Origin of the sequence: Burkholderia sp. BCC1998 (assembly GCF_905339875.1) — a bacterium.
Lineage (GTDB): Bacteria > Pseudomonadota > Gammaproteobacteria > Burkholderiales > Burkholderiaceae > Burkholderia.
The window spans coordinates 258,854-274,815 of the sequence record NZ_CAJPHE010000004.1 but is presented as its reverse complement, the minus strand read 5'-3'; the positions used below and the strand labels follow the sequence as shown (position 1 = coordinate 274,815).

Sequence of the window (15,962 nt, the reverse complement as noted above, 5' to 3'; positions counted from 1 at the left end):
TGGATCGTTTTTCTGGATAATTCATCCAGCCGTGCCCGGCTGACCGGCACGTCGCGCGTGCCTACACTCCTAGCTTCATTCAACGCAAACAGGAGTCAACCGTGGCTACTCATACGCTCGCAGACAAGGTCGTCCTGATCGCAGGCGGCGCCAAGAATCTCGGAGGGCTGATCGCCCGGGACCTGGCCGGCCACGGCGCGAAGGCGGTGGCGATTCACTACAACAGCGCGGCATCGCAGGCGCAGGCCGAAGAGACGGCCGCTGCCGTGCGCGCGGCCGGCGCGGAAGCCGCGACGTTCCAGGCCGACCTGACGACGGCCGCCGCGGTCGAGAAGCTGTTCGGCGATGCGAAGCAGCGCTTCGGCAAGATCGACATCGCGATCAATACCGTCGGCAAGGTGCTGAAGAAGCCGTTCACCGAAATCACCGAGGCCGAGTACGACGAGATGTTCGCGGTGAACAGCAAGTCGGCGTTCTTCTTCATCAAGGAAGCGGGGCGGCACCTCGAGGATCACGGCAAGCTCGTCACGCTCGTGACGTCGCTGCTCGGCGCGTTCACGCCGTTCTATGCGGCCTACGAAGGATCGAAGGCGCCGGTCGAGCACTTCACGCGCGCGGCGTCGAAGGAGTACGGCGCGCGCGGCATCTCGGTGACGGCGGTCGGGCCCGGCCCGATGGATACGCCGTTCTTCTACCCGGCCGAAGGCGCCGACGCGGTCGCGTATCACAAGACGGCCGCCGCGCTGTCGCCGTTCAGCAAGACGGGCCTCACCGACATCGAGGACGTCGTGCCGTTCATCCGTCATCTCGTGACCGACGGCTGGTGGATCACCGGGCAGACGATCCTGATCAACGGCGGCTATACGACCAAGTAATCGACCCGGTAACGGGCCGTGCCGGCGGTCGTCGTGTGCGCGGCGACCCGCAATGGACCGTTTGCATGGACAATGGACGGGCGCGCGGACACAACGCCGCGCGCCGTTTCATCTGTGCCGCCGGGATCGGCCGCGACGCGCGGCGCTTGCCGGCCGCGGTCGTCCGAACCCACGTTCTCTGCCTGCCGATGGACAAGCTGGATCAGGTCAGGATCTTCCTTCAGGTTGCCGAGATGGGCAGCTTCATCAAGGCGGCCCACGCACTCGACGTGCCGCGCGCGACCGTGTCGGCCGCCGTCCAGCAGCTCGAGACCGCGCTCGGCACGCGCCTGTTGCACCGTACGACTCGGCAGGTCCAGCTGACTGCCGACGGCGCGCTGCTGCTGGAGCGTGGCCGGCGCCTGCTCGCGGAAGCCGACGAGCTCGACCGGCTGTTCCGGCGTCGCGATCGCGACGTGATCGGGCGGCTGAACGTCGATGCGCCGAGCCGGATCGCGCGCCGCGTGATCGCCCCCGCGCTGCCGTCGCTGTTTCGCCGCTACCCGAAGCTGCAACTGTCGCTCGGCTCGACCGACCGCTCGATCGATCTCGTGCAGGAGGGTGTCGACTGCGCGATCCGGGTCGGGCGGCTCGCGGACAGCAGCCTCGTCGTGCGGCCGCTGGGGCAGTTCGCGCTGATCAACTGCGCGAGCCCCGACTACCTGCGCGAATGCGGCGTGCCCGAGCATCCCGATGCGCTTGCGCACGGGCACTGGGCGATCGGCTATGCGTCGCCGACGACCGGCCGCGAGCTCGGCTGGGAATACTGCGCGGACGGTGGACGGCATACGCTGACGCTGCCGAGCCGCGTGATCGTCAACAACGCTGAAACCTATATCGCGAGCTGCATCGCAGGCATGGGGCTGATCCAGATTCCGCGCTTCGACGTCGTGCATCTGCTCGACAGCGGAGCGCTGGTCGAGGTGATGCCCGGCCATCGGGCCGCGCCGATGGACGTGTCGGCCGTATATCCGCATCGGCGGCATCGGTCGAGGCGGCTCAACGCGTTCGTCGAGTGGTTCGGCGAGCTGATGGCGGATGCATTGAACGACACGGGCGCGGCCGGCAGCGGCGACTGAAAGCGGCGTCGTGGCCGCAACTGAGGGCCGCCCGCCATTCGCCGGCCGGTGACGCCGATCGATCGGCGTCGGTGCGACGCGGCATGCGCGGTACGTCCGGCACGTGCGGCCATCGCGTCGCGCACTCAGGCGGCGAACTGCCGCGTGCGCCCGGTCGCCCGCACCGCGTCGATCAGCGCGGCGCAGGCGCCGTCGGGCTTCGACGCGAACGCGTAAAAGCGCGCGGCCGGCAACGCCGGCAGGCCGTCATTCGCCCCGCATGCGCGCAGGCCGTCGCGCAGCTGGCTGCGCGCGAGCGCCGTGACCGCGAAGCCGGCCAGCGCGGCCGATATGCAGCCGGCCATGCTGGCGCTTTCGAACAGCACGCGAAACGGCCGCAGCGCGGCGGCGAGCGAGGACACCGCGGCTTCCCGGTACACGCACGGCTCCGGGAACAGCGCGAGCGGCACATCGCCTTCGGCGTCGATTGCCATATCCGACGCGAACGCCCATACCAGTGGTTCTTCCCACAGCAGTTCGCCCGGCGCGTCGACCTGCCTGCATTGCTTGCCGAACACGACGTCGAGCCGGCCCAGCGTCTGCTCGCGCAGCAGTGCCGCGGTGATCCCGACCTTCAGTTCGATCGATGTGCGCGGATGACTGTCGCGAAACGTGCGCAGCACCTGCGGCAGCCATGCGCCCGCGAAATCCTCCGACGCGCCGACCCGCAGCCGGCCATGCGCCGGCGCGCCGCGCAGCCTCGCGCGCACTTCGCGCTCCATGTCGACGATGTTGCGCGCGTACGCGTACAGCGTGTCGCCGGCCGGCGTGAGCGCGATGCGGCGCGTCGTGCGCGCGAGCAGCACCGTGCCGGCCGCCTGCTCGAGCCGCTTGATGTGGCCGCTGACCGCGGACGGCGTCAGCGCGAGGCGCTCCGCGGCCGGCGCGAAGCCGCGGCTGTCGACGACTTCGAGGAAGGTGCGTAACAGCGCGATGTCGAGCGCGGTCGACGCGGGATCGGTCAGCGGTTCCATCGGTTGATTCACCACGATATTTGAAGAATGAGTAATGATACGCCGCGAATCGTGATGAGAGACGGGCCTACCATCGGGCATTCAGGCTGACCAACCGGAGTGCACATGACCGCTTACCGCTATGCGACGACCGCGTCGCTCGAACTCGCCTATCTCGAATGGAACCCGCGCGGCGAACGCGTGGCCGTGCTGCTGCACGGCTGGCCGGACAGCCCGGTCGGCTGGGAGGCCGTGGCTCGAACGCTGGCCGCGCGCGGCTACCGCGTGCTCGCGCCCGCGCTGCGCGGTTTCGCGCCGACCCGCTTTCGCGATCCCGCGACGCCGCGCAGCGGCCGGCTCGCGGCGCTTGGCCGCGACCTGCTCGAATTCATCGACGCGCTCGGCATCGAGCGGCCCGTGCTGGTCGGGCACGACTGGGGTGCGCGCGCGGTTGCGAACGCGTGCGGGTTGCGCGACGGCGCGGCCTCGCATCTGGTGATGCTGTCGGTGGGATACGGCACGAACGACCCGGCCCAGGCGTTGTCGCTGCCGCAGGCGCGCAACTACTGGTACCACTGGTTCCTGGCGACGCCGCGCGGCGAGCAGGCGCTGCGCGACGATCGCCGGGCGTTTGCGCGCCTGATGTGGGATACGTGGTCGCCGGCCGGCTGGTACGACGCACGCGACTTCGACGCGGCCGCGACGGCCTTCGACGGCCCGGACTGGATCGACGTGGTGCTGCACTCGTACCGTTATCGCTGGGGATTCGTCGACGGCGGGGCCGCGTATGCGGACGACGACGCGCAACTGACGCCCGCACCGGTGCTGTCGGTGCCGACGCTCGTGCTGCACGGCGGCGCGGACTCCTGCAACGGGTCCGAGACTTCGGCCGGGCGCGAGCGGTTCTTCACCGGCCGCTACGAGCGCGCCGTGCTGGACGGTGTCGGGCACTTTCCGCAGCGTGAGGCGCCGGGAGCGGTTGCGGACGCGATCGCGCGGTTCTGCGAGCAACGCTGAACGCGCGGCCGCACCTCGGTGCGCGGTCGATCGAACCGGTCACTCGGTGCGGTGCGGGATGCTGTCCGGGAACGGGTAGGGCGCGTGCGGCCCTGGCCAGTCGGGCACGGGCGGCTCGCGCAGCAGGTCGCATCCGCCCAGCAGGATCGACAACAGCGCGGCAAGCACGCAGCGGCGGATCGGGCTCGAAAAGAAGACGCGCGTGGACATGAGCGGCCTCCGTGCTTGCGTGTCCTGATGCTTGGACCGCCGGGGAAGGGCGTGCGTTGCGGTGTGCCTCGCGCGCGGCAACAACAAAAAACCCGCGAAGCGGCGAGCTTGCGCGGGTTTCGACAGTGCAGCGCATGACGCTGCGAAAGACTGGTGCCAGGGCCTGAACGAAATAACCTTGCTAATTCCTTGATAATTAAGGGGTTCGTGGCGTGCCCGCAACACTGATACCCCTGTTGGTACCCCTGCGGCTAGTCGGTTGCTCGAATGCACCCCGCGTGTTTGGACACGGCATGATGATCCATCGTATCGAGAACCGTGCGGCGCGTTGGAATTCTCGGACTGGCTAACGTGCAGTCCCTGCACATCAGAAAAAGAAACGCGCCCTTGATCGTGAAGAGCAAGGGCGCGTCAGATTGAAAGGAACACGCTACCGCGTATGTCGACAGCAGCGCCAATCATCTAGCGACGGGGCTTCGGGGCCATACCTGCCTCGAGCAGCCAAGTCGGCGTGCACGCAATTGCACCCTTACGGCTGAGAATTTCTACGAGCGGAACTTGGTGCTTCAACTGATGCGGACAGTCGAGATTGATGCCGAGTTTGCGGAAATATGCCTTGTGGCGTGCACGCGTTACATCCGCGTAGAACAACCGCCAGTCGGCACCAAGCATGTGAAGAGCGAGAGCGGGGCGCATGCGATCGTCGATACCGGCTACAGCAACTCAGCGATGCGCTGGATTGCTCGGTAGATCAGCTTTTGCAGCGAGGATCGAAGCGTGTGGACGATCAGTTAGCGACCATTGCAGATGCGTTGCTTGGACTTGATGCCAACGAGCGAGTACTCGTTGTGCAGTTCGTTCAACAGTTTGCCGATTTGCTTCGGACGCAACGCGGTACGGGCGGCAAGTCGCGCAAGTAGTTGGGTCTGGTGACTACCGGCGAATGTTCCTTTGCGCTTGAGAACGCTTCTCCTTCTCAGGACAGCCTTTAGCCACGACCTACCTTCTCCCGCTGCGCACTCTGAGACAACCGTCTGGTGCTGAAATACCAAGCAAGTGACTTACAAAGACACTGCTTGGTACTATTGCACTACAGATAATTACAGGTTGCGAACGGGGAACGCGAATGTACGATCAGTCCTTCAGCGAGTTTACGCTTCTGCGCATGCTCCGGAAGAGTGATTTCCGAGATCACTCAGATTTGTATGATAATAACAATAAAAAAAATTGCATTAGTGCGGCGGCTAATGCGGCGCGTACAAATTTTCAAGGTGTAATTCCATTGACGGCGTTCAAAAAAAATGGAAAGAGTGTTTATCAAGTCGCTGATTTGTCGAGTGAGCTGACGCTTAGAAAAATCACGCTGAATATTCGACGAAAAACTAGGGTTAGGCAGCCGGATCGGCAATCGATTGTGGCTAATCTGAAGCTGCTATTGACGGAAGGGATTCCGTTCCGATTGTATCGTCTTGATATAAAGTCGTTTTACGAGTCATTCGATACTTCCGAGGTGATTCGGGCGGTTAACGAAATTTCTGAACTAAGCCCTCAAACAAAGCGTTTGGCCGAATGGCTGCTAAGTGCATATCAGTCAAATGGCGGGCTTGGGGTGCCGCGGGGGTTGGCGCTTAGTGCTGTATTGTCAGAAATGATGATGCGAGATTTTGATGTTTCTGTCAGGGGGATATCGGGGGTTTATTTCTATGCGCGATATGTAGACGACATTGTTGTGATAACGAGTGCGCTAGAAAACGAAACGACATTTCTGAAGAGGCTGAAGAGTAGGCTTCCTCGCGGGCTGGAATTTAATGAATCAAAGCAGCGGGTGCAGTGCGTTAAAGAGAGGGTGAGTCCAGAGAAAACGCCAAGCGGGAAGGCGGTTATTTCATTCGGATATTTGGGTTATTCTTTCGATGTGCTGGAGCCGAAAAGAATAAATGATATGCAACCGAATAAGCATTTCAGAGACGTGCTGGTGAATATATCGAGAGATAAGAAGACGCGATATAAGACTAGAATATGTCTTTCGTTTCTAGAATTTTCGAAAGATCATGATTTTGACCTCTTGTATGATCGATTGAAATTTCTGACAAGTAACTTTAGCGTGAAGGATTTGAACACAGGGAAGCGTAGGCTTGCGGGTATTTATTACAATTACCCTCATATTTCAAGCGATGCCGCTAGTTTGATAGAGTTGGAAAAATTCCTTCGAGATGCGATTCGCAGCGCTCATGGTCGAGTTTTTTCTCGTAGTTCCAAGATATTGACTTCACTGCACAAACGGAAGCTCCTCACGTTGAGCTTCATGCGCGGTCACAAGGACTGTACGTTTGCGCATTTTCACGCGAGCCGAATTCACGCAATACAGGGGTGCTGGAATCATGGGTAAGAATAAAAATAAAAAACAAATCAATAAGCGTGATTACTGCCGGGTGCTTGTGACGGAAACTTTACCGTACGAAACTCCGATTATTTTCTCGAACGAAGGGTTGTACAGAAATGTGATATCGGGTCAAAATGCCAATGGAATAACGCGGATTTTGGTCGATGGGCTGGTGTGTGGTGAGAAATCAAAGAAGGGTAGTGCAACCACTCCTTATTTGTATAAAATTAGAAAAAATGCAGCCGAATTCCGTCGCCTCGGCTTGGTTCATCCAATTTCTCAGTGGAAAATAAAAGAATTCTATGAGAAGTATGAAAGGGCGGTGCTGCATTATTGTGCTGCTAGCCCTGCGTCCATTCGATCTCCGCATAAAATCGCTTCAACTTTTTACACAAAAAGTTCATGGGAAAATATCAGTCAATATAAAACGGGGGGAGTATCGGAAGCTGCGCTGGATCAATTTGCGAAGCACAGTCCGTCCTTTTTCGCCTATCGCGGATATGATAGGCTGTACAAATTCTTCGATTCCCCTGATTTTTTGGGGCTCGAGAAAGCGTTCGGGCATCTATGGACGTTAGACGTTTCAAAGTGTTTTGATAGTATATATACGCATTGCTTATCGTGGGCGACAAAAGACAAGGATTTTACAAAGGCGCACGTTACAGTTGAGTCGACCTTCGGGCAGGCATTTGATGGCGTAATGCGTCATGCAAACCATAATGAGACTAATGGTATTGTTATCGGCCCCGAGGTAAGTAGAGTCTTTGCTGAAATAGTATTCCAGGCGGTCGATAGTAGAGTTATAAAGAAGTTAAGAGAAGGGTGTAGTGCTGCCTATGGCGAGGACTACGAGATACGCCGATACGTCGATGATGTGTTTATATTTTCCGGTGACGAAGGGATGGCGCAGCAAGTTTTCGAATGCTATCGCGATACGTTGGTGGAATTTAATTTGCATGTTAACTCTGCTAAGTCGCAGTGCTTTCGGCGGCCATTCGTTACAAAGAAATCTAGAATTATTCGAGATGCCAATAGGATTGCGAGTGAATTTCTGGAAAAATTCATCGATGAGGTTGACGGTACTTCAAAAATTGTCCCAAAGAAGATTTTCCATAAATGGAAGCTTACGAGAAGTTTTGTTGAGTCGGTAAAATCAATATGTTCTTATAATGATGTTGCGTATGATGAGGTGTCGTCGTATCTGATTTCTGCTTTCACGGAAAGAATTAAGAAATTGGCGAACTCGGATGTCGACACTCTGTCGGACGATGATGCCGAGAATTACCGTGATTGCGGGTTGGTGTTGCTTGATGTGCTTTTCTTCTTGTACTCGGTTTCTCCTTCGGTAAGTGCGTCGTATAAGCTCGCCACGTCTATCATTGTATTAATAAGATTCTTTGATAAGAAGTTGGTGGTGTTTAAGGAGACGATCAGGCAAAAAATATATGATTTGACGAATTCCCTGTTATCTCATGGAAGCTTGGGGAGGCGTGCGGCCGTAGAAGGGTTCACATGGCTTGAGGCGAGCAACATATTGCTTGCCAGCAGGGAGTTGGGCGAAAACTACCTTCTTTCGGAGGAGGTCGTAGAGGAGCTATTTGATGCGCGTGGAAAGCTCTCGTATTTCGATATCACATGCGGTCTGTTCTATGTCAGAAAAGAGCCGAAATACAGAAGGCTCAGGCGCCTTTTGGTTAAGGCGGCTGATAGCGGTTTGAAAGATTTGTCGGACATCCTTTTCAACTCGGAGAAGGCTCATTTGTTTCTCGATTTGATAACGTGCCCGTATGTCTATCATACTCAGCGTCGCCGATGGATATCACGATTTTATGTCCAACTGAAGATGACCCCCCCTTCGGCAGGGGAACTGGATAAGTTTCTTGAGGCTGCATCGAAGCAGTATTGGTTTGTGAACTGGACTGAGGTTGATTTGCTGAACTCGCTTGAGAAAAAGGAATTGAAGCGTGCATATTGAGCGGTTACAATCCGTGTCGAAAGATGGTCGTGGCTCCTCCACGGAAGTCGCTTGCACGGGGCGACCGTACTTCTATGACAGGCATAGGTGGCTGCTCCGATATGGAAGCGCCGCGCAGACTGGCATATGAGCGGCTGAAGCTGTCCGAGCTGTTCACACAGTGGAAGTTGCACACACTCAGCGACCCGATCATCTTTCACCAACCTTAGCCACGTCCCGCTGCAACTCAGCGGGTTCTGTGCGCGTCCTGCTGTCAATCTGCTCGATCGCTCATCCGCTGTGCGTGCCCAGTCTAGGGCTGGGATCATTGAGGTGTCTTGCATCGATCCAGCTAACGCCTCGCATTTCTAGAGATTCCATTTCGACGATCGGAGCACTACAGATCGGGGCGACGTTCGTCGGTACGAACTTATGTGCGGCAAATGTGAGTCGTCACTCATCTGGCGCGGATAGTCGATCCTGCTTCGGTAAAAAACCGACCGTTTTCTTGCCGCTACAAAACACGCTGGAAAAGTGGAAATAAAGTCCGTGTTCCGGAATAGGTTTCCACATGGCATATTTACCACGTTATCTTTCCATCGGGCGCGCCATGTCCAAGACTTTTCTATACGCACGCGTGAGCACCGGCGACCAAACGACAGCGAACCAAATCATGCTGGCCGAAAAGGCGGGGTACGTCGTTGCACCCCGTCACGTGTACGAAGAAACGATTAGCGGGACGGTTGCCGCGATGGACCGGCCGATGTTCGCCAGATTGGTCGCGAAGCTTGACGAAGGCGACAAGCTGGTTGTGACCAAGCTTGATCGGCTCGGGCGGAACGCGCGCGACATTGATGCGACGGTCGCGATGCTGCGGAATATGCAGGTCGCCGTCATTGTGCTGGACCTGCCGGTGGTGGAGGTGACGAGCGCGGCTGGTGATTTGGTTATGAGGATGTTCGCGGCGTTCGCGCAGTTCGAGCGGGATCAACTGGTCGAGCGGACGCACGCAGGTCTGGCGCGCGCGAAAGCAGAAGGGAAGATCGCCGGTCGTCCTTCATCGCTGACGGCTGCACAGCGCGCGGAAATTAAGGCAAAGCTGGCGGCGGGTGCGACTGCGCGCGGACTCGCGAAGGAATACGGGGTGTCGCACCCGACGATCAGCAAGGCTGCTGCTGATATCGCAGCATGACCTGGCTGGAGCTAAATAGGCAGCGGGCGCGCATGTGCTTGCTGACGTAACCGGCCGCGCACTTATCTGCCGCCCTTGCGCAAAGGGCGCTATTTTTACCGAACTACTTGCCGTTGTTCCGGTTTTTTTCCGAATTGAGCAGTTGGGAGATTCGCCCTGCCGACAGGTCAAGCATGTTCGCCACCCGTGCTTGTGCCCCTTTGTCGTCGACCGAGCGCTCGATTTCGACCAGTGTCGCGACGTATCGCGACTTGCCGCTTCCGGTCATCCCGTTGTACGCGGCCTTTGCTTGCTCTTTTTGCGTCTGTTCGAGCCTTGCTTGCTTCTCGTGCAGTTCTCGCAGTTGATCGGTCGTTTGCTTGAAACCTTCCACGACGGTTTTCATGATTTGCTCAAGCGGATCGGGGTGGGCCATGACGGGTCCTCAAGTGTTGAATTGCGAATCATGCTACTGCATCGACGGGGCGAAGTAAACGAAAGTGTTTAATTTATCTAAACCATTTCGTTTACGTCTGATGTCGGCGCAGCCTTGAGGTGTAACGTGGGGAACTACAACTTGATCAGGCCGCTTCCGCGCTGAGCGGAATAATTTCCGCCCCGACTTTTTGCCGTTCAAGGTAGTCCGCCCATTGCTGCATCATCAGGCGGCGCTCCTTGAGGAATTTTGTGCGGTTGTACGCTGAGCCGAGCGCGTCCGGTACGGCGTGTGCCAACTGGTGTTCAATGACTTCCGGCTTCTGCTCCAGCTCTTCGTGCAGGATGGTACGGGCCATCGCATGAAAGCCGTGTCCGGTAATTTCCGTGCGTGTGTCATATCCCAAGCGACGAAGTGCCGCGTTGATCGCAGCTTCGCTCATTGGTCGCTCGGCAGAACGAGCACCGGGGAAAACATAACGGCCGCGACCTGTCAGCGCGTGCAGATCACGCAAGATGACGACGGCTTGCGTAGCGAGAGGAACAAGGTGATCGGGTCTTGGTTTTCGTGACGAGATAGCGCCATTCGCCTTTGCCCAAATCGAACTGACTCCATTCGGCCTTGCGTAGTTCGCCGGGGCGAACGAACAACATCGGCGCAAGCTTGAGTGCGCAGAGCACCGGAAATGTTCCGCTGAACCCGTCGAACGCGCGCAGCATTTCGCCGATTTTTTTCGGATCCGGTGATCGAGGCAAAGTGCGTTGCGGTGGCAGGCGGAATCGCACCGATCAGGTCCTTAGCAGGATTGAGGTTCAGCTTGCCATTCTGGATCGCATACCGAAAAACGCGGCTGATTTCGCTGCGGACGCGGTGCGCTGTGTACCGCGCGCCTCGACTGTCGATCCGTTTGAGCACTTCCCGAATCTCCGGCGCGTCGATTTCCTTGATCGGACGCTTGCCAAGCCACGGAAATACATCGTTTTCCATGCGGGCAAGCGTCTTTTGATGCTGACCAATCTCGACGTGCGACTTGCGCTCTTCGAGCCAAGCGCGCGCGATTGGCTCGAATGTGTTGAAGGCGTTCAGCTTGGCCGTGCGTTTCTAGATCTTTTTCGCTTCATTCGGATCGATGCCTTCGACGAGTTTGGCGCGTGCCTCGTCGCGCTTCTTACGAGCGACGGCCAGCGAGACGTCAGGGTATACGCCGAGTGCAAGCAGTTTTTCCTTCCCGGCGAAGTAATACTTGAACTTGAGCCGCCAGTATTTTTGGCCGCTCGGCATGACTTGCAAGAACAGGCCGTTGCTGTCGTAGATTTTTTGAATCTTTGGTCCCGGCTTGGCAGTCCAGATTGCCGTGTCGGTCAAGGGCATCAGGGGTATCTCCGTTAGTTGGAGCCTCGAAGTGAGGACGTACCCCTAAAAGTACCCCTGCGTACCCCCGGCTTTCAACGAACCGAGCCGGACTCTTCCGGAACGAAATTTCCCTCCGCGCCTTTATTTATCAAGGTTTTTGCGACCGGTCGGGAATTTCGAGGAACATTAGCTGGTGCCCAGGGCCGGAATCGAACCGGCACGCCTTGCGGCGGGGGATTTTGAGTCCCCTGCGTCTACCAATTTCACCACCTGGGCTTTGATCCTGGCCGCGCATGCGATTCGTACGGATTGTGCGCGGCGAAACGCGAATTATGGCGGAAAACGGGGCACCGGGCAAGCTGTCCGGCGACCGCCCGTGCGTTACTGGCTCAGATAGACGAATCGGCCCTGCTTCACGATCCCCATCACGCTCGCGCGCTGATCGAGCCCCACGTGATCCTTGTCGCTGGTGTTGACGACGCCGTTCGGCACGACGAGTTCGTGCGCGCGTTCGAGTTCGCGCCGCAGCGCCGCGCGGAAGCCCGGCGTGCCGGGCTGCGCGGCCTTGAGCGCGCGGCCGACCGCGTCGGCGAGGCGCGGGTACACGCCCGCCGCGTCGCCCGCGAACTGGGTGACCGTGCCGGCACCGTATTTCGCTTCATACGCATCGACGAACGCGAGCGCGGCCTTGCGGGCCGGATGGTCGGCAGGCAGCGTGCGCGCGACGACCACCGGCTGGGTCGGGAACAGCGTCCCGTCGACGTCCTTGCCGCCGAGCTTGATGAACTCCGGCGTGGCGATCCCGTGCGTCTGGTAGATCGCGCCCTTGTAGCCGCGCTCGATCAGCGTGCGTTGCGGCAACACGGCCGGCGTGCCCGAGCCGGCGATCAGGATCGCGTCGGGCTTCGCGGCGATCAGCTTCAGCGCCTGGCCGGTGACGCTCGCGTCGGTGCGGTTGAAGCGTTCCGTCGCGATCACGCGGATCTTGCGGACTTCCGCGAAGCGCGTGAATTCGTTCAGCCAACTGTCGCCATAGCTGTCCGCGAAGCCAATGAAGCCGACCGTCTTCACGCCGTGGTTGGCCATGTAGCGCGTCATCACGTCGGCCATCGCGCTGTCGCTCTGAGCCATCTTGAATGCCCAGGTCCGCGCGCCTTCCTGCGGCTCGACGATCGCGCCGGAGCCGACCAGCGTGATCATCGGCGTCTGGGCGGCGGCCACCGCGTCGAGCGCCGCGAGCGCGGCCGGCGTGATGTTCGGCCCGACCACGACGTCGACGCGATCCTCGTCGACCAGCTTGCGGATGTTGCGCACGGCTGCGCCCGGGTCGGACGCGTCGTCGAGCACCGTCACCTGCACCGGCTGCCCGGCGATCGTCTTCGGCCACATCAGGATCGCGTTCTTGCTGGTGATGCCGATCGCGGCGGCCGGGCCGGTCGACGACAGGTCGACGCCGACCTTCAGGTCGGCATGCGCGGCCGCGCAGGCGAGCACGAGGGCGGCGCCGGCGGCGCGGCGCAACAGGGCGGGAAGCGTCATGCGGAAATCTCCGTCGGGCAATAAAAAGGGGCGCGATTTGCGCCCCTGTCGTTATACCTGACCGTCAAAGCTCGTACGATTCGGATTCGCCCTTGAGCGCCTGCTCGATCAGCTTGCGGTTCAGCGTCGGCGACAGCAGCTCGACGAGCGTATACACATAGCTGCGCAGATAGGCGCCCTGCTTGAGCGCGACACGCGTCACGTTGCTGCCGAACAGGTGGCCGACCGGGATCAGCCGCAGGTTGCGGTCGCGCTCCGGGTTGAATGCGATGTCGGCCATGATCCCGACGCCCAGGCCGAGTTCGACGTAGGTCTTGATCACGTCGGCGTCGATCGCTTCCAGCACGATGTCCGGCGACAGCCCGCGCAGCGCGAACGCATGATTGATCTTCTTGCGGCCGGCGAACGCGTCGTCGTACGTGATCAGCGGGTACTGCGCGAGATCGTCCAGCGTGACCGGCTTGCGTTCGAGCAGCGGATGGTCGGCCGGCACCACGGCCGCGTGATGCCACTGGAAGCAGGGCAGCGACACGAGTTCCTTGTAGTCGGCGATCGCCTCGGTCGCGATCGCGAGATCGGCCTGGTCGTGGATCACCATCTCGGCGACCTGCGTCGGGCTGCCCTGCAGGATCGACAGGTGCACCTTCGGGAAGCGCTTCTTGAACTCGGCGATCGCGGCCGGCAGCGAGTAGCGGGCCTGCGTGTGGGTGGCGGCGATCGTCAGGTTGCCCTGATCCTGCGCCGCGTAATCTTTTCCGACCCTTTTAAGGCTTTCAACTTCCTGCAGGATCCGCTCGACCGATGCGAGGATGATCCTGCCCGGCTCGGTGAGCGAGCGCACGCGCTTGCCGTGGCGCGTGAAGATCTCCACGCCGAGCTCGTCCTCGAGCTCGATGATCGCCTTCGACACCCCCGGTTGCGACGTGTAGAGCGCCTTGGCGGCCTCGGTGAGGTTGAAATTCTGCCGGACGGCCTCGCGCACGAAGCGAAATTGGTGCAGGTTCATTTATAACCCTTCCGCATATCAACAGAATTTTTTAGTCGTTTGAAATATAAGGCGAGTTTATTACGATTCACCGGAGTTTTTCAAATATGGATATCTGTTTTCGTCATTAGCAATCCAGCCGGGCCGCGCAAGGCCGGCGATGGCGGCGGAACGGAGATTCGGGCGCGACGTGGCTAGGACGTCGCGCGGTCACCACGAAAACCCCTGGGGTCCCCGAATGTATCAGTACGACCAATACGACCAGACGATCGTCGACGAGCGTGTCGCGCAGTACCGCGATCAGGTGCGCCGCCGGCTGTCGGGCGAGTTGAGCGAAGAAGAATTCCGTCCGCTGCGCCTGCAGAACGGCCTGTACATGCAGCGCCACGCGTACATGCACCGCATCGCGATTCCGTACGGCAACCTGCGCAGCGACCAGTTGCGGATGCTGGCGCGCATCGCCCGCGAACACGACCGCGGCTACGGCCACTTCTCGACCCGCTCGAACATCCAGTTCAACTGGATCCAGCTCGAGGAAACGCCGGAGATCCTCGCGAAGCTCGCGTCGGTGCAGATGCACGGCATCCAGACCTCGGGCAACTGCATCCGCAACATCACGGCGGACCAGTTCGCGGGCGTCGCCCAGGACGAGGAGATCGATCCGCGTCCGTGGTCGGAAATCCTGCGCCAGTGGTCGACGTTCCATCCCGAATTCGCGTGGCTGCCGCGCAAGTTCAAGATCGCGGTGTCGGGCTCGACGCACGACCGCGCGGCCGTGCAGATCCACGATCTCGGCGTGTACCTGAAGAAGAACGCGCAGGGCGAGGTGGTCGCGAGCATCCTCGCGGGCGGCGGCCTCGGCCGTACGCCGATCATCGGCGCGGTGATCAAGGAAGACCTGCCGTGGCAGCACCTGCTCACCTATTGCGAAGCCGTGCTGCGCGTATACAACCGCTACGGCCGCCGCGACAATCTGTACAAGGCGCGTATCAAGATCCTCGTGAAGGCGCTGTCGCCCGCGAAGTTTGCGCAGCAGGTCGAGGAAGAGTGGCAGCACCTGAAGGACGGCCCGTCGACGCTCACGCAGGCGGAAGTCGACCGCGTGTCGCAGTACTTCCAGCCGCCCGTCTACGAGAAGCTGGCCGACACCGACGCGTCGTTCGAACAGCACCTGCTCGAGAACAAGGCGTTCGCGCGCTGGGTCGAGCGCAACGTCGCGCCGCACAAGGTGCCGGGCTATGCCGCGGTCACGCTGTCGCTGAAGGACCACCGCGTCGCCCCGGGCGACGCGACCGACGCGCAGATGGACCTGGTGGCCGACTGGGCAGACGCGTACTCGCTTGGCGAACTGCGCGTGTCGCACGAGCAGAACCTGATCCTCGCGAACGTGAAGAAGCGCGACCTGTTCACGGTGTGGGAAAAGGCGAAGGCGGCCAGCTTCGCGACGCCGAACGTCGGCCTGCTGACCGACATCATCGCGTGCCCGGGCGGCGATTTCTGCTCGCTCGCGAACGCGAAGTCGATCCCGATCGCGCTGGCGATCCAGCAGCGTTTCGACGATCTGGACTACGTGTACGATCTCGGCGACCTGTCGCTGAACATTTCCGGTTGCATGAACTCGTGCGGTCATCATCACGTGGGCAACATCGGCATCCTCGGCGTCGACAAGGACGGTGCCGAGTGGTACCAGGTGTCGCTCGGCGGCGAGCAGGGCACGGGCCGCAACGGCGCGCGCCTCGGCCGCGTGATCGGGCCGTCGTTCTCCGCGGAAGAAGTGCCGGGCGTGATCGCGAAGCTGATCGACACGTTCGTCGAGGCACGCATCGACGGCGAGCGCTTCATCGACACGTACGACCGCATCGGCATCGCTCCGTTCAAGGAGCGCGTGTATGCGGCGCGCCAGGCAGTCAACGCGTAACCAACCGGGTA

Annotated in this window: 14 protein-coding genes, 1 tRNA gene and 1 pseudogene; 9 read left to right on the top strand and 7 right to left on the bottom strand. The window is 60.0% G+C overall.

The genetic code is table 11. From position 1 onward, the window contains the following. The first annotated feature begins 101 nt into the window (after positions 1-101). Together U5A56_RS09855 and U5A56_RS09850 are read left to right on the top strand one after the other, a co-directional pair. Positions 102-875 carry an SDR family oxidoreductase gene (locus U5A56_RS09855; protein ID WP_044845613.1) on the top strand — a complete coding sequence of 258 codons (774 nt, stop codon included), beginning with the start codon at positions 102-104 and terminating at the stop codon, positions 873-875. A gap of 188 nt (positions 876-1,063) precedes the next feature. After that, entirely contained in the window at positions 1,064-1,993 is a 930-nt protein-coding gene (locus U5A56_RS09850) for a LysR family transcriptional regulator (RefSeq protein ID WP_321922050.1), read from the top strand. 125 nt (positions 1,994-2,118) lie between these two features. On the opposite strand, the gene U5A56_RS09845 is transcribed toward U5A56_RS09850, so the two are convergent. Continuing rightward, positions 2,119-3,006: a LysR family transcriptional regulator gene (locus tag U5A56_RS09845; RefSeq protein WP_321922048.1), complete on the bottom strand. Its 888-nt coding sequence runs from the start codon at positions 3,004-3,006 to the stop codon at positions 2,119-2,121. A gap of 105 nt (positions 3,007-3,111) precedes the next feature. Here U5A56_RS09845 and U5A56_RS09840 point away from each other — a divergent pair, with 105 nt between their 5' ends. Further along, a complete protein-coding gene (locus tag U5A56_RS09840; protein WP_321922046.1) occupies positions 3,112-4,002 on the top strand; it encodes an alpha/beta hydrolase in 891 nt (296 codons plus the stop codon). A gap of 39 nt (positions 4,003-4,041) precedes the next feature. Here the strand turns inward: U5A56_RS09840 and U5A56_RS09835 are convergent, their stop codons facing one another. Beyond that, a complete protein-coding gene (locus U5A56_RS09835; protein WP_321922045.1) occupies positions 4,042-4,212 on the bottom strand; it encodes a hypothetical protein in 171 nt (56 codons plus the stop codon). Between the two features lie 558 nt (positions 4,213-4,770). Between U5A56_RS09835 and U5A56_RS09830 the strand changes: the two genes are divergently transcribed. The 5 genes from U5A56_RS09830 to U5A56_RS09810 all read left to right on the top strand — a co-directional run bounded on the left by U5A56_RS09830 (position 4,771) and on the right by U5A56_RS09810 (position 9,741). Further along, positions 4,771-4,962 (top strand): hypothetical protein, encoded by a 192-nt coding sequence (locus U5A56_RS09830; RefSeq protein ID WP_321922044.1) that lies wholly within the window; start codon positions 4,771-4,773, stop codon positions 4,960-4,962. 29 nt (positions 4,963-4,991) lie between these two features. Next, on the top strand, positions 4,992-5,132 hold the full coding sequence (locus U5A56_RS09825; protein WP_321922042.1) for a hypothetical protein: 141 nt from the start codon (positions 4,992-4,994) through the stop codon (positions 5,130-5,132). A gap of 206 nt (positions 5,133-5,338) precedes the next feature. Beyond that, on the top strand, positions 5,339-6,601 hold the full coding sequence (gene drt3a / locus U5A56_RS09820; RefSeq protein WP_321922040.1) for an antiviral reverse transcriptase Drt3a: 1,263 nt from the start codon (positions 5,339-5,341) through the stop codon (positions 6,599-6,601). Next, positions 6,594-8,570: an antiviral reverse transcriptase Drt3b gene (gene drt3b / locus U5A56_RS09815; protein WP_321922038.1), complete on the top strand. Its 1,977-nt coding sequence runs from the start codon at positions 6,594-6,596 to the stop codon at positions 8,568-8,570. Before drt3a ends, drt3b begins: the two co-directional genes overlap by 8 nt. A 589-nt stretch (positions 8,571-9,159) precedes the next feature. Continuing rightward, positions 9,160-9,741, top strand: a complete 582-nt coding sequence (locus tag U5A56_RS09810) for a recombinase family protein (RefSeq protein WP_321922194.1) — start codon at positions 9,160-9,162, stop codon at positions 9,739-9,741. A 103-nt stretch (positions 9,742-9,844) separates the two neighbouring features. Here the strand turns inward: U5A56_RS09810 and U5A56_RS09805 are convergent, their stop codons facing one another. The 5 genes and pseudogenes from U5A56_RS09805 to U5A56_RS09785 form a co-directional block, all read right to left on the bottom strand. Then, a complete protein-coding gene (locus U5A56_RS09805) occupies positions 9,845-10,156 on the bottom strand; it encodes a hypothetical protein (RefSeq protein ID WP_321922037.1) in 312 nt (103 codons plus the stop codon). A gap of 145 nt (positions 10,157-10,301) precedes the next feature. Then, positions 10,302-11,527 (bottom strand): annotated as a pseudogene (locus tag U5A56_RS09800) (tyrosine-type recombinase/integrase). A 173-nt stretch (positions 11,528-11,700) separates the two neighbouring features. Further along, positions 11,701-11,785: transfer RNA gene (locus U5A56_RS09795), tRNA-Leu, on the bottom strand. Positions 11,786-11,890: 105 nt separating this feature from the next. After that, a complete protein-coding gene (locus tag U5A56_RS09790; RefSeq protein ID WP_124666010.1) occupies positions 11,891-13,048 on the bottom strand; it encodes an ABC transporter substrate-binding protein in 1,158 nt (385 codons plus the stop codon). A 64-nt stretch (positions 13,049-13,112) separates the two neighbouring features. Next, the gene (locus U5A56_RS09785) at positions 13,113-14,054 is read right to left on the bottom strand and encodes a CysB family HTH-type transcriptional regulator (protein WP_009689198.1); all 942 of its coding nucleotides are present in this window, start codon (positions 14,052-14,054) and stop codon (positions 13,113-13,115) included. Positions 14,055-14,271: 217 nt separating this feature from the next. On the opposite strand from U5A56_RS09785, the gene U5A56_RS09780 reads away from it, so the two are divergent. Then, positions 14,272-15,951 (top strand): nitrite/sulfite reductase, encoded by a 1,680-nt coding sequence (locus tag U5A56_RS09780; protein ID WP_321802820.1) that lies wholly within the window; start codon positions 14,272-14,274, stop codon positions 15,949-15,951. Positions 15,952-15,962 lie beyond the last annotated feature (11 nt).